This window comes from Tenacibaculum sp. nBUS_03 (genome assembly GCF_051201695.1).
Lineage (GTDB): Bacteria > Bacteroidota > Bacteroidia > Flavobacteriales > Flavobacteriaceae > Polaribacter.
The window spans coordinates 384,636-397,554 of sequence record NZ_CP179214.1 but is presented as its reverse complement, the minus strand read 5'-3'; the positions used below and the strand labels follow the sequence as shown (position 1 = coordinate 397,554).

At 29.7% G+C, this 12,919-nt stretch carries 13 protein-coding genes; 5 read left to right on the top strand and 8 right to left on the bottom strand.

All coding sequences use genetic code 11. The features are described from left to right. Positions 1 to 73 precede the first annotated feature (73 nt). On the top strand, positions 74 to 1,876 hold the full coding sequence (locus tag ACMFBB_RS01770; RefSeq protein ID WP_435262758.1) for a DEAD/DEAH box helicase: 1,803 nt from the start codon (positions 74 to 76) through the stop codon (positions 1,874 to 1,876). A 61-nt stretch (positions 1,877 to 1,937) separates the two neighbouring features. On the opposite strand, the gene ACMFBB_RS01765 is transcribed toward ACMFBB_RS01770, so the two are convergent. The 6 genes from ACMFBB_RS01765 to ACMFBB_RS01740 all read right to left on the bottom strand — a co-directional run bounded on the left by ACMFBB_RS01765 (position 1,938) and on the right by ACMFBB_RS01740 (position 7,749). Further along, entirely contained in the window at positions 1,938 to 4,238 is a 2,301-nt protein-coding gene (locus tag ACMFBB_RS01765) for an FdhF/YdeP family oxidoreductase (protein ID WP_435262757.1), read from the bottom strand. Between the two features lie 132 nt (positions 4,239 to 4,370). Continuing rightward, on the bottom strand, positions 4,371 to 5,657 hold the full coding sequence (locus tag ACMFBB_RS01760; RefSeq protein ID WP_435262756.1) for a hypothetical protein: 1,287 nt from the start codon (positions 5,655 to 5,657) through the stop codon (positions 4,371 to 4,373). A gap of 54 nt (positions 5,658 to 5,711) precedes the next feature. Further along, positions 5,712 to 6,371 (bottom strand): pyridoxamine 5'-phosphate oxidase family protein, encoded by a 660-nt coding sequence (locus ACMFBB_RS01755; protein ID WP_435262755.1) that lies wholly within the window; start codon positions 6,369 to 6,371, stop codon positions 5,712 to 5,714. Positions 6,372 to 6,376: 5 nt separating this feature from the next. After that, a complete protein-coding gene (locus ACMFBB_RS01750) occupies positions 6,377 to 6,910 on the bottom strand; it encodes a GNAT family N-acetyltransferase (protein WP_435262754.1) in 534 nt (177 codons plus the stop codon). Between the two features lie 30 nt (positions 6,911 to 6,940). After that, positions 6,941 to 7,231, bottom strand: a complete 291-nt coding sequence (locus ACMFBB_RS01745; RefSeq protein ID WP_435262753.1) for a DUF1272 domain-containing protein — start codon at positions 7,229 to 7,231, stop codon at positions 6,941 to 6,943. Continuing rightward, positions 7,231 to 7,749 (bottom strand): DinB family protein, encoded by a 519-nt coding sequence (locus tag ACMFBB_RS01740; RefSeq protein ID WP_435262752.1) that lies wholly within the window; start codon positions 7,747 to 7,749, stop codon positions 7,231 to 7,233. The genes ACMFBB_RS01745 and ACMFBB_RS01740 overlap by 1 nt, the downstream gene beginning before the upstream one ends. Positions 7,750 to 7,858: 109 nt before the next feature. Here ACMFBB_RS01740 and ACMFBB_RS01735 point away from each other — a divergent pair, with 109 nt between their 5' ends. Beyond that, positions 7,859 to 9,349 (top strand): PLP-dependent aminotransferase family protein, encoded by a 1,491-nt coding sequence (locus ACMFBB_RS01735; RefSeq protein ID WP_435262751.1) that lies wholly within the window; start codon positions 7,859 to 7,861, stop codon positions 9,347 to 9,349. On the opposite strand, the gene prmC is transcribed toward ACMFBB_RS01735, so the two are convergent. Together prmC and ACMFBB_RS01725 are read right to left on the bottom strand one after the other, a co-directional pair. Continuing rightward, on the bottom strand, positions 9,333 to 10,229 hold the full coding sequence (gene prmC, locus ACMFBB_RS01730) for a peptide chain release factor N(5)-glutamine methyltransferase (protein ID WP_435262750.1): 897 nt from the start codon (positions 10,227 to 10,229) through the stop codon (positions 9,333 to 9,335). The two genes, ACMFBB_RS01735 and prmC, sit on opposite strands and share 17 nt — an antisense overlap. Positions 10,230 to 10,247: 18 nt before the next feature. Beyond that, positions 10,248 to 10,739, bottom strand: coding sequence for a GNAT family N-acetyltransferase (locus ACMFBB_RS01725; RefSeq protein ID WP_435262749.1), 492 nt, complete (start codon positions 10,737 to 10,739; stop codon positions 10,248 to 10,250). Between the two features lie 51 nt (positions 10,740 to 10,790). Between ACMFBB_RS01725 and ACMFBB_RS01720 the strand changes: the two genes are divergently transcribed. Genes ACMFBB_RS01720 through ACMFBB_RS01710 form a run of 3 tightly spaced genes read left to right on the top strand, consistent with a single transcriptional unit; the run spans position 10,791 to position 12,918 of the window. Next, complete coding sequence (locus ACMFBB_RS01720; RefSeq protein ID WP_435262748.1) at positions 10,791 to 11,252, top strand: hypothetical protein; 462 nt, start codon at positions 10,791 to 10,793, stop codon at positions 11,250 to 11,252. 6 nt (positions 11,253 to 11,258) lie between these two features. Then, the gene (gene ribD / locus ACMFBB_RS01715) at positions 11,259 to 12,317 is read left to right on the top strand and encodes a bifunctional diaminohydroxyphosphoribosylaminopyrimidine deaminase/5-amino-6-(5-phosphoribosylamino)uracil reductase RibD (RefSeq protein WP_435262747.1); all 1,059 of its coding nucleotides are present in this window, start codon (positions 11,259 to 11,261) and stop codon (positions 12,315 to 12,317) included. Then, positions 12,310 to 12,918, top strand: a complete 609-nt coding sequence (locus ACMFBB_RS01710; RefSeq protein ID WP_435262746.1) for an HAD-IA family hydrolase — start codon at positions 12,310 to 12,312, stop codon at positions 12,916 to 12,918. The genes ribD and ACMFBB_RS01710 overlap by 8 nt, the downstream gene beginning before the upstream one ends. Position 12,919 lies beyond the last annotated feature (1 nt).

Sequence of the window (12,919 nt, the reverse complement as noted above, 5' to 3'; positions counted from 1 at the left end):
TCTCACTATAGAGATAATCAAATATAAAAAGAATTCATAGGTGGGCATCTGTGGATTCGTTTAAATTCACAGTATGTCAACATTTTTAGAATTAGGCTTGAAAGAGCCTATCAGTAAAGCGCTAATTGATTTAGGGTATGAAACTCCAACCGTAATTCAACAAAAAGCAATCCCACAAATTATAGGATCTAACCAAGATTTAAAAGCTTTTGCACAAACAGGAACAGGTAAAACAGCGGCATTTAGCTTGCCTATAATAGAGTTAATAAACGAAAAAGATAAAAATACTCAGGCTATTATATTATCACCTACAAGAGAACTAGCTGTTCAAATAGGTAAAAATATTGAAAGCTTTTCAAAATACATTCCTGATTTAAAGGTTGTAACAGTATATGGTGGTGCTAATATAGATCAGCAAATAAAACAACTTAAAAGAGGAGCACAAATAGTTATTGGAACTCCAGGAAGAACGGTAGATTTAATAAAAAGAAGAGCATTAAAGTTAGGAAATGTTAAGTGGTTAGTTTTAGATGAGGCTGATGAGATGCTTAACATGGGATTCAAAGATGAGCTAGATAAAGTTTTAGAAGCTACACCTGAAACTAAGCAAACATTATTATTTTCTGCTACTTTTCCAAGAGAAGTTGAAGCTATTGCGAGAAATTACATGACTTCTCCTGCTGAGATTACTTCAGGACAAAAAAATCAGGGGTCAGAAAATGTAAGCCATGAATATTATTTAGTAACGGAAAGAACACGTTATCCTGCACTAAAAAGGGTAGCGGATTTAAACCCTAATATTTACGCAATTGTATTTTGTAGAACACGAAGAGAAACACAAGAAGTAGCTGATTTTTTAATCAGAGATGGTTATAGTGCAGATGCTTTACATGGTGATTTATCACAAGCACAACGTGATAGCGTTATGGAAAAGTTTCGTAAGAAAAATATTCAAATGCTAGTGGCTACTGATGTTGCTGCACGTGGTTTGGATGTAGATAGCCTTACACATGTTATTAATCATAAATTACCTGACCAAATAGAAAATTACAACCACAGAAGCGGTAGAACAGGTAGGGCAGGAAATAAAGGTATTTCTATTGCGTTAGTAACAAAGAAAGAACGTGGGCGTTTGAACCCGATAGAAAGAATTTTAAAGAAAAAATTTGTTCATACAACTGTACCTACAGGAAAAGAGATATGTGAAAAGCAATTATTTCATTTAATTGACAAAGTAGAAAATACTGAAGTTAAAGAAAATGAGATAGCAAGTTTTTTACCAAGTATTTATGAAAAATTAGAAAATCTATCAAGGGAAGAATTAATCCAAAAATTTGTTTCTATTGAATTTAATAGCTTTCTTTCTTATTATGAGAAGGCACCAGATTTGAATGATTTATCTTCAAGAGATAACTCTAGAGGAAGATCTGTTAATGAAAACATGACTCGTTTTTTTATAAATTTAGGAAGGAAAGATCGTTTAAACCCTGCAAAACTAATAGGGCTTATTAATGATCAAAATATTTCTGATAAAGTTGAAATTGGAGCCATTGATATTTTAGATACTTTTTCCTTCTTTGAAATAGACAAAAACTTTGAGAGTGAAACTCTTGTTTCCTTTGAGAAAAACAGACCTGATTTTGAAGGACGTACTGTAAACATTGAAATTACAAAAAGTGATAGAGGTGCCGGTGGAAGAGGTAGAGGTCGTAGCCGAGGAAGTAATAATGGAGGAGGATTTAGAGGTAAACGAAGAGGTAATAACGATTCAGGAGGCTCATCTAATAAAAGTTTTGGAAGAAGGAGAAGTGCAAGTGCAGATTCTTCTCCTAGAAAATCAAATTCTGGTTTCGGTAGAAAGCGAAGAAGAGATTAAGCAATTATAAATCATAAAAAAAACACTATAGGTTCTATAGTGTTTTTTTTATTAAGTGAAGTTATTTATTTACTTTTTGCAATGTTATAATTATTGTTTTTGATGTTGGTGTATGACTGATATCAGCTTTACTGTTTATAGGAACTAAAACATTAGCTTCAGGAAAATAAGTAGCAGTACATTGGCTTGGAATACTATATGGAATTACTATAAAACACTTTGCATGTCTTTGTACTCCTTGAAAATGACTAGTTAAGTCAACTTTATCTAGTTTTTGTAGGCCCATCTTTTTCATGTCATTTGGATTCATGAAAATAATTCTACGTTCATTTAATACCCCCCTATACCTATCATCTAAACCATATATTGTAGTATTATATTGATCATGAGTACGAATAGTCATCATAATAAATTGGTTATCTTCTAGCTTAATCTCTGATGGTTTATTTGTTGTGAAATTAGCTTTTTTAGTTTTGGTTGGTTTAAAATCATTTTCACGTGCATTGTTAGGTAGATAAAATCCACCTTTTATGCGAACCCGCTCGTTGTAGTTATCAAATCCATTAATAGTTGCTTCTATCTTATCTCTTATATAGTCATAATTAGTTATTAATTCATTCCATTTTACTTTCGAGTTTTTTAAAGTAGCTTTTGCTAATCCCGCAACAATGGCAGGCTCACTGAGAAGGTGATTTGATAAAGGGTTTAGGTGCCCTTGTGATTGATGTACAACACCCATTGAGTTTTCTACTGTTACGAATTGATCTCCTGAATGCTGTTTGTCTTTTTCAGAACGACCTAAACAAGGAAGTATTAGAGCTTGTTTTCCATGAATTAAATGGCTTCTATTAAGTTTAGTAGAAACATGAACAGTTAAATCACAATTTTGTAGTGCTTTAGCAGTAAATTCAGTATCCGGAGTAGCAGAAATAAAATTACCTCCCATTCCTATGAAAACTTTAGCTTCTTTTTTATGCATTGCCTCAATAGCGGCTACTACATCATAGCCATGTTTTCGAGGTGCGTTAAAAGAAAACTCTTTTTCTAATTTTTTTAGAAAATCTTCTTTAGGTTTTTCCCATATTCCCATGGTTCTATCTCCTTGTACATTTGAATGCCCTCTAACAGGACAAGTACCAGCACCTTTTTTTCCAATGCTCCCTTTTAATAATAAAAGATTTACAACTTCACGAATATTATCAACAGAGTTTTTATGTTGAGTTAGCCCCATAGCCCAACAGATAATTATTTTCTCATTATTGATGATTAATTCACTAGCGTCTTTAATTTGTTTTAAAGTAAGACCAGTTTGTGGTAGTAAACTATCTATTGAATAGGCATCTAAATCTTCTAAAAACTCATCAATACCTGACGTTTTTTCCTTTATAAATTTATGATTGAATACAGAATTAGGTTGTTCTAATTCTTTCTCTTTCATTATTTTTAAAATTATTTTCAATAAAGCAACATCACCATTTATTTTAACCTGAAGAAATAAATCAGTTAAGTCTTGACCTTTTCCAATCCATTTTAAAGGGTTTTGAGGATCTTTATAGTTTAGTAAGCCTACTTCAGGTAATGGGTTTACTGTAATTATTTTACCCCCATTTTTTTTAGTTTGACTAAGGGCAGTTAACATTCTTGGATGATTTGTTCCAGGATTTTGCCCCATTACAATGACTAAGTCAGCATGGTTAAAATCATTTAAAGTAACTGAACCTTTACCAATACCAAGAGTTTCAGAAAGTGCGGCACCGCTACTTTCATGACACATATTTGAGCAATCGGGTAAATTATTTGTTCCGAATTGACGTACAAAAAGTTGATAAAGAAAAGCAGCTTCATTACTGGTTCTACCTGAGGTGTAAAAAATAGCTTCATCAGGAGATTTTAGATTATTCAATTCTTTCCCAACTAAACTAAAAGCAGCATCCCAAGATATTTCTTCATAATATTGAGCTCCTTCTTTTAAAATCATTGGATGGGTTATTCTACCACTTTTTCCGATTTCATAATCTGATAATTTAGAAAGTTCTTGAACAGAGTGAGTAGAAAAAAACATTGGAGAAACTCTGTTTTTAGTGGCTTCTTCAGCAATTGCTTTAGCACCATTTTCACAATATTCAGCTAAAAATGCTCGTTTTTCATCAGGATCAGGCCAGGCACATCCTGGGCAATCAAACCCCTCTTTTTGATTAATTTTAGATAATAACCCAATTCCTTTTACCAACCCAATTTCTTCCGTAACATGCGATAAAGCAGATGCAATTGCTTTTGCACCTACTGCAGATGAAGGTATATCGGTTAGCTTAATTCCAGTTAATTTTTCAGGAGGTTGAGCATGAATTTTTTTTGTACTCATAGGTTTTAGGTCTGCATTTTTTATTGGTAAGTCAAAGATACTGAAACTTACTTGATATCATTAATATAAAAATTTCAATAAACTAACATTGAATAAAAACGGTTGATAGTTATTTTAAATAATAAATTGTATTTAATTAGTGCCTTTTACATCTCCCATACTTAAGGTTTTTTCGTTTCCGAAACTATGACTTGTGGGCAGTAAAGTTCCACTATTAGTTGTTATCCAATTGTCCCAAGTAGCATTAACTCCATTCATTTTCATACTAGGAACATACATTTTATAACTTTTTGGAACATAATTAGAGTCTAAAAACCAAAGATAAGAATCACCAGGTGTTGTTCCTCCAGTTGTATATTTTACTAATAAAGCATCTTTGTTATTTACTCTTTTAATGGTTCTAATAATTCCATTTTCAAATAACTTATGAGGAGCAATTAACCAAAAACTATCATTATTAAAAAGATCATTTGCCTTTTTAATAATTTTATCATATGGTTTTTTCTGTAAAATTTCATTATGAAATACAGAACTTTTATTTAAATTATTTGGGTATAAATCTACTCGTATAGTATCCCAATTTACAGAAATATTATGTTTTTCTTTATTCCATTTATAATGTCTTTTTCCAGCAAAGCTCCACTCTAAAAATTTAGTTTTTTTATAAGCATCATGTTTTATAGCTTTTAATATTTTTTTAGCTAATAAGTTGGCTTGGTGGTTGTATGCTTTAACCTCTCCCATATTTAATTCAATACCAAATAAAGAAAGTTTATGTTTTGAAGGTAGTTGTATTCCGGATTCAGTTTTTATCCAATCAGACCAAGTTGCCGAGACACCTCCAATAGGAATAATACTTGTCCACATTTTATAAGATACAGGGCGGTACTTATCATCTAGTATCCATAAATAAGAATCTCCAGGAGTTGAACCGCCAGAAGTGTATGTGATTAGAAGAGCATCTTTATTATTGTGCTTTACAATACTCCTTTTTGTGCCAGCATCAAAAATTTTATAAGGAGCAACTAACCAAAATGAATCATTATTAAAAAAGCTTTGAGCTTGGTGAAATATTTTTGGATCTGGATTTTCAATCTTTTTATTTTCTTTATTAAATAATAAGTTTTTTTCCGGTTGATTAGGAAATAAGTGTACGATATTGTTCTCCCATTTAATAATTATAAATCCCTCTCTTTTTATCCACTTATAAAAATGTTTCTCTCTAAAGCTCCATTCTAGTACTTCAGTATTTTTAAACGCTTCATGATCTAATGAATTAATTACTTTTATAGCTAAAGCATCAGCTTCTTTTCCTTCCTTTCCTTTTGGAAGTGGTTCGTTATTTATAAAATAAAACACACCAATAGCCATAATAAAAAACAATATAATAATTCCTATAAATTTAAAAAGCTTCTTCATTTTTATGATAGTTAAAAAGTCAGAAGCTAAAATATCGTTTTTTAAAGAAAAAAGCTACTTGTTCGCTTCATAATAATCTATTATATGTTTAGGGATTTCCATGTTTTCAGGTTTACCTTTATCAGGAATAGGGTATTCTACAATTTGCTTTATAGGCACAGTTCCTGCCCATACAGGTAATTCATAATCTTCAGGTTCATCTGCAACACCAGTATCTCTGACTTTAGCTGAAGCGGTTTCAATTGTCATTTCTATAACTAAGGTTCTGTCTAATTCTTTTTGATACATTGGTCTTAAAGAATCCCAATGATTTGGTATCATTTGATTAACTATACATCCTAGAATATCAGTTTTATCAACATCATTTTTAATTTTTTTTAAACTTCCAAAAAGAGTTACCGACCTGTAGTTTACTGAATGATGAAGTCCGGAACGTGCCAGTACCAAACCATCTAAATGCATTACGGTTATTGATGTTTTTTGACTATCTAAGATAGTCAAAAGCATTCTATTTGCTGTAGACCCATGTATATAAATTTTATCTTCTTTTCTACAATAAGCCATAGGTATGGTAATAGGTTTACCATCATAAATATATCCTACATAACATAAAAAACCTGCATCTAAAATTGTATTGATTTTTTCAATATCATAGATAGCTCTATTGGCTCCTCTTTTTACTCTGTTTAATTTTGATTTTGTATATTCTTTCATTTGGTTTAGTTTTTTTTAATGCGTTCTAGTTTTGTTACAAAAACTGTATTTTCATATTCTTTTTTATTTACTTTAAATTGTAATACTCCAATTTTTGTAAAATTATTTTTTCTGTAAAATTGTATCGCTCTATTATTTTTTATGTAGACCGAAAGCCAAATGCATTCAAAATTTAATGAGATAGCTTTATTTATAACAGTATTATATAATTGTTGTCCAATTTTTAATGGAAGAAAATCATTAAGAATATAAATTCGTTCTAGACGACATGAATTTTGAGGTGTTTTATTATTAAAAGTTGTATTCAAAACCAATTTAGCATAACCAACAGGTAACTTGTTAACATATATTAGGTAGAATACGTTATCAGGAATACTTAAAGATTCTTTTATTTTTTTTAAGGAAAAAGCATCATTGTTATAATTTAATAAATGTTTTTTATTATCAATGTATTTGCCATGAGATTCAGAATAAGTAATTCTACCCAATAAAGCAATAATTGTAGCATCATTAGTAGTTGCTGTTCTTATGGTAACCATAATTTTAAATTTTGTTTTGTGAATAAAGAATTACCTCTTGATAGCTGGAATATTCTTATAAATTTTTGTATTGTGTTTTGTGAAATTGTAGTTTTTTGGAATAAAAATGCGAATTGTTGATGCAGGGTGTTTTTTTAGCTGATAAGAAGGTCTTATAGGACGCTGATTAAAATTTCCACTACAACTAGGGCATACATTTTCAAAAAGCTCCAAAGCACATTCTTTACAATAGGTACATTCAAATGAGCATATCATCGCTTCTTCAGAATTATAGGGCAAATTTTTATTACAATGCTCACAATTAGGTCTAATTTCTAACATTATAAATACCTTTCTTTGATTACTTCAATATGCCATATACTATGACCTAATAAGATAAAAGCACATGCTCTAGCTGATATAGTTGAGTTACTAGCTATACCTATGTTTTTTAAATTTTCATAAGAAATACTTTGAATTAAATTCATAGAGTATAATCGAGTACTATTAAATTCATTAATCAATTCTTCTAAAGATTTTTTGTTAGCCATAGATGGATCAATGTATGTATCTTGATCAAAACCCGCTAAGGCCGTTTTATCATTTCTGCTGATTCGTAGAAAACGGTACAGGAAAATTCGTTCAGTGTCAATAATATGCTGGAGTACTTCTTTTATTGTCCATTTTTCAGGTTGGTAACGATAATCAAGTTTATTATTTGGAACTGAAGAGAAAAAGTCAACAACCATGTTTCTATCATTTTCAAAACCTTTTATTAAACTAGTGCTTTTTGATACCTTGCTTATATATCTTGAATAATATTCGTCATATTCTGTTTTTAGTAAATCTTGTGTTGTCATACTTTTACTTTAATGTGTTATTTAAATGATGTGTTTGTTTTGTTAAATCAAAAGTATTACATTTATGGACTATCGTATTAGTCCAGAATTAAAATAAATAGTAGTCCAGATGTTTCCTTATAAAACTAGCATTAAATTAGACAAAAATTGTAAACAACCAATTTATTTACAATTAGCTAATCAATTAATAGAATTTATAAAAAGTGGAATATTACCTGCAAATACAAGATTATTAGGAACTAGAACTTTAGCCGACTTATTAAAAGTGCATAGAAAAACTATTGTTGCTTGTTATGAAGAACTTGATTTACAAGGTTGGGTAGAGTCAATACCTAAAAAAGGAACATTTGTTAAGTCAGATTTACCATTGTTACAGTTTCGTGCTTTTGATAAGTCAACAAGTAATAATAAAAATTTAGTTAGTGGTTTTTCTTTTTATAAAAATGAGTTATTAAGTGTTAAAACAAATCAAAAAGGAAAAGAAAAGATGTACCTTAATGATGGTATATCAGACAGTAGGCTTACACCCACGGTTGAATTGGCTAGAATTTATAGAAAAATAGCAGGTAAGAAAGATATTTTTGATCATTTATCGTATGGTTCTACATATGGTAATGATAAATTACGAGAAGTCTTAGTTGCTTATTTGAATGAAACAAGAGGTTTACAAATTACTAAAAATAATATATTAATAACCAGGGGTAGCCAAATGGGCATATGGCTGAGTACTCAGCTATTATTAAAAAAAGATGATATAATTGTAGTTGGAGCAACAAATTACTCGTCAGCAGACACTACCTTTCTACAACATCAAGCAACTTTACTTCGAATACCAGTTGATAGCGATGGTTTGTGTGTTGCCGAGTTAGAGGATATATGTATTAAAAAACAGATTAAGGCTGTATATGTAACTTCTCATCATCATCATCCTACTACAGTAACTTTATCTGCTGAAAGAAGAATTCATTTATTAAATTTAGCTAAACAGTTCCGGTTTGCTATTATTGAGGACGATTATGATTATGATTTTAATTACAATCATGCACCTATTTTACCATTGTCCAGTCATGATATCCATGGAAATGTGATATATATTGGATCTATTTGTAAAACAGTAGCACCAGTTTTTAGGATAGGTTATCTGATAGCATCCAAAGAATTTGTTGATGAAGCTTCTAGTTGTAGACGATATATAGATAGACAAGGAGACGCTTTGTTAGAACTTACTTTCGCTGATTTTATCAAATCTGGTGATTTAGATAGACATATCAGAAAAGTTTTGAAAATATACAAATATCGTAGAGATTTGTTTTGTAAGCTACTAGATGAAAAGCTTTCTGAGTATTTAGAGTTTAATATTCCAAAAGGAGGGATGGCCATTTGGGTTATTTTGAATAAAAAGTATTCTTGGGGTTTAGTTGAAGAAAAGGCTTTGGAGTATAACTTAATAATTGGAGATTGGAAACGATATGATCTTGGTGTGAACAATCATAATTCGTTGCGTATAGGCTTTGCTAGCTATAATGAAGAAGAAATTTATGAGTTAGTAAGTTGTTTAGAAAAAGTAATGAAAGAAGTAAAAGCTATAAGTTTGCTTTAATCATTCTATTATTTCCAAACAGATCTTTGCGGAGTTCAATGTTTTTAAATCCTTTTTTATGAAGCATTCCTGCAGTTTCACTTCCTAGATATTGATTTATTTCAAAAAAAAGAAACCCATCTGAGGAAAGATGATTTTTAGCTAAATCAGCTATTTTAGTATAAAAAATTAAAGGATTTTCATCTTCAACAAATAGGGCTAAATGAGGTTCGTTTTGTAAAACATTATTTTTTATTTTTACTTTTTCTAAATTTCTTACATACGGAGGGTTAGAAACAATAATATCAAATTTTATGGTTTCAACCGATGTTGTCTTTTTTGTAAAAATATTTAAAGAATTTGCTTTTAAAATATCTAAATTTAAAAATTCAACAATAGATTTATTTAAATCTGCGTTTTGTTTAGCTTTTTTTAGAGCTTCTTGAGAAATATCAACGGCACAAACTGAAGAATTATCAATATTTACTTTTAAACTGATGGGAATGCATCCTGAACCGGTACCAATATCTATAATAGAAACTAATTTATTATGACCATTTGATCTTGTCTTTTTTACTTCAGAAATAATCCAATCAACTAACTCTTCCGTCTCGGGACGTGGAATTAAGGTATGTTTATTTACCTCAAAGGGTAACCCATAAAATTCTGTTTTACCCAGAACATATTGTATGGGTTCTTCTTTTTTTAATCGAACTAAAGCTTTGTTTAAAAGAAGTTCTTTTTCAGAAGAAATTTCAAGGTCAGGTTGTAAGGTAATATCTATACGTTTTAAATTTAAATATTCCTCGATTAGATAAAAGAAAAAGGTGTTTATTTCATTTTGAGGATATACTTCAGAAAGTTGATAGATGAAATTATTTTTAAATTCTTTGATAGTCATTGAATAAAGTCTTAAGTTTTATAATTCTTTAATCATCCAAACATTACAAGAAAAATGACCTGTATTTCCCATAGGCTTGTCTAGGTTAATGAAACCATTTTTTTTGTACAGAGCTCTTGCTGCATCCATATAGGGCATAGTTTCTAAATAACAGTGTTTATAGCCTTGCTTTTTTGCTTCTTTCAAAGAAAATTCAATGAGTTTACTTCCAAGACCTTTTCCTCTAGCAATAGGTAAAAAATACATCTTTTGAAATTCACAAACATTACCTTCAAAATTGTCAAGTTTTGAAAAACCTGCGCCTCCAACTATTTTATTATTGTGTTCAATGACATAATAACCAGCTTTTTCTTCTTGGTAGGTTTCATACATTTCATCAGTAGCCCTGTCTTCATAAGCAGTACCAACTTTAGGAACACCAAACTCTATTAAAACGTCACGAATAACGGTAGCAATTTGCTTATTATCTTCAAGTTTAATTTCTCTTATAATAAAATCAGATGGTATCATAGGAATGTAGTATTTTCGTACCTACAAAACTACTTAAAATTAAATATAAAAATGATGAAAAGATTCACCTATTTTTCAATACTATTTCTATTTATAACAAGTTGTTCTGTTAATAAGAAACCAATTTTTTTAAAATTAGATGATATTAAAATAGTGTCTTTTAAAATGGATACTATTCGTTTAAAAACCATGGCATTTTTTAAAAATGAAAATGATATTGGAGGAAAAATTTCAACAGACAAGATAAAGGTAATTATTAATGGTATTGAAGTGGCTGAAGTATTTTCAGGGCAGTTTAAAGTACCAGCAAATAAGGAGTTTTCTATTCCTTTAGAAGTTATTATTCCTTCTCAAAAAGTATTTAAAAATAATAAAGGAGGGGTTTTAGGAGGAATTCTGAACTCAGTATTAAATAAAAGTTTAAAGGTTAATTTTGTAGGTGATATAAGGTATAAAGTGTTAGGTTTTTCCAGTGTATACCCAATTAATAAAACTGAGGAAATAAAATTTTAGTTTTTTATGAATCATAAAAAATACATGAGCCGTTGTTTACAATTGGCAAAAAAGGGAATAGGAACAGCTAGACCCAATCCATCTGTAGGAGCAGTTATTGTCTTGAATAATCAGATAATAGGAGAAGGGTTCACTTCTCCCTATGGTGGTAGTCATGCAGAAGTGAATGCTGTAAATTCAGTAAAAAATAAAGAGTTATTAAAAAAGGCTACAATATATGTAACCTTAGAGCCATGTTCTCATTACGGTAAAACTCCACCTTGTGTTGATTTAATAATAAAAATGAAAATCCCTAATGTTGTCATAGGATGTATTGATACTAATAGTTTGGTAGCAGGTAAGGGAGTAGAACGATTAAAAAAAGCAAGGTGTAATGTTACTGTAGGGGTATTAGAAAAAGAATGTTTTGAGCATCATAAACGCTTTTTTACAGTTCAAAATAAAAAACGCCCTTATATTATTTTAAAATGGGCTGAAACTCTTGATGGTTTTATAGCACCGTTAACTAAAAATGAACAAAGACCTGTATGGATTTCAAATTCGTATTCGCAGCAGTTAGTCCATAAATGGCGGAGTGAAGAGCATGCTATTTTAGTGGGGTCAAACACAGTTATTGCTGATAATCCAAAATTAAATGTAAGAAGTTGGTCAGGAAATAATCCCGTTAGAGTTATCATTGATAAAAATCTAAGTATTCCCTTAGAAACTAATTTTTTTAATGAATCTATTAAGACAATAATAATAACAGATTCAGAAGTGAAAAAGAAAGGATTAGTAAATAAAATCACTCAATTTAACTGTGATTTAGAATCAATAGATTTTTCAACTAATATAGCGAAACAAATTTGTGAAGTATTACATAAGCATCAAATACAATCAATTATTGTAGAGGGAGGAAAGCAAACACTACAAACATTTATTGATATTAATTTATGGGACGAAGCTAAAATTTTTATCGGCGAAAATAAATTCAAACAAGGAGTAAGAAATCCAAATTTTAAAGGAACATTGATTTCCGAAGAAAAATTAAATAACGATATATTAAGAACCTATATTAATGATTAAAAATATCATTTTTGATTTTGGTGATGTATTCATCAATCTAGATAAGCAAGCAACATACAAAGAATTAGGGAAATTAGGGGTAACAGAAGTTACTGAAGAGATGATGCAAGTATATTACAGGTATGAGATGGGCTTAATTACAACAAAAGAATTTGTTGGATTTTTTCATAGTAAATTTAAAATAGCCAAAAAAGATTTGATTCATGCTTGGAATGCTATTTTATTAGATTTTCCAATACATAGATTAGAATTTTTAAAAGAACTACATGAAACTAATAATTACCGCTTGTTTTTATTAAGTAATACGAATGAATTACATATTTCTTGGATTCAAAATGATTGGGGTAATAATTTATATCAAGATTTTAAAAGTTGTTTTGAACAATTTTATTTATCTCATGAAATTAATTTACGTAAACCTAATGAGAATATTTATGAATTCGTATTGGGTGAAAATAATTTATTAGCGTCAGAAACAATTTTTATTGATGATACACAAGAAAATACAGATATAGCCAAAAATATAGGTATTCATGTATGGAATATAAATCCGGAATCAGAAGATGTAGTTGATTTATTAAATAGAAAAGAGTTTTTATAGG

Excerpts from the sequence above, each read along its gene's own strand:
- ACMFBB_RS01750 (WP_435262754.1), bottom strand. The coding sequence starts at position 6,910 with ATGGTTACCATAAGAACAGCAACTACTAATGATGCTACAATTATTGCT.
- ACMFBB_RS01710 (WP_435262746.1), top strand. The coding sequence starts at position 12,310 with ATGATTAAAAATATCATTTTTGATTTTGGTGATGTATTCATCAATCTA.
- ACMFBB_RS01720 (WP_435262748.1), top strand. The coding sequence starts at position 10,791 with ATGATGAAAAGATTCACCTATTTTTCAATACTATTTCTATTTATAACA.
- ACMFBB_RS01725 (WP_435262749.1), bottom strand. The coding sequence starts at position 10,739 with ATGATACCATCTGATTTTATTATAAGAGAAATTAAACTTGAAGATAAT.
- ACMFBB_RS01735 (WP_435262751.1), top strand. The coding sequence starts at position 7,859 with ATGTTTCCTTATAAAACTAGCATTAAATTAGACAAAAATTGTAAACAA.
- ribD (WP_435262747.1), top strand. The coding sequence starts at position 11,259 with ATGAATCATAAAAAATACATGAGCCGTTGTTTACAATTGGCAAAAAAG.
- ACMFBB_RS01770 (WP_435262758.1), top strand. The coding sequence starts at position 74 with ATGTCAACATTTTTAGAATTAGGCTTGAAAGAGCCTATCAGTAAAGCG.
- ACMFBB_RS01760 (WP_435262756.1), bottom strand. The coding sequence starts at position 5,657 with ATGAAGAAGCTTTTTAAATTTATAGGAATTATTATATTGTTTTTTATT.
- prmC (WP_435262750.1), bottom strand. The coding sequence starts at position 10,229 with ATGACTATCAAAGAATTTAAAAATAATTTCATCTATCAACTTTCTGAA.
- ACMFBB_RS01765 (WP_435262757.1), bottom strand. The coding sequence starts at position 4,238 with ATGAGTACAAAAAAAATTCATGCTCAACCTCCTGAAAAATTAACTGGA.
- ACMFBB_RS01755 (WP_435262755.1), bottom strand. The coding sequence starts at position 6,371 with ATGAAAGAATATACAAAATCAAAATTAAACAGAGTAAAAAGAGGAGCC.
- ACMFBB_RS01745 (WP_435262753.1), bottom strand. The coding sequence starts at position 7,231 with ATGTTAGAAATTAGACCTAATTGTGAGCATTGTAATAAAAATTTGCCC.
- ACMFBB_RS01740 (WP_435262752.1), bottom strand. The coding sequence starts at position 7,749 with ATGACAACACAAGATTTACTAAAAACAGAATATGACGAATATTATTCA.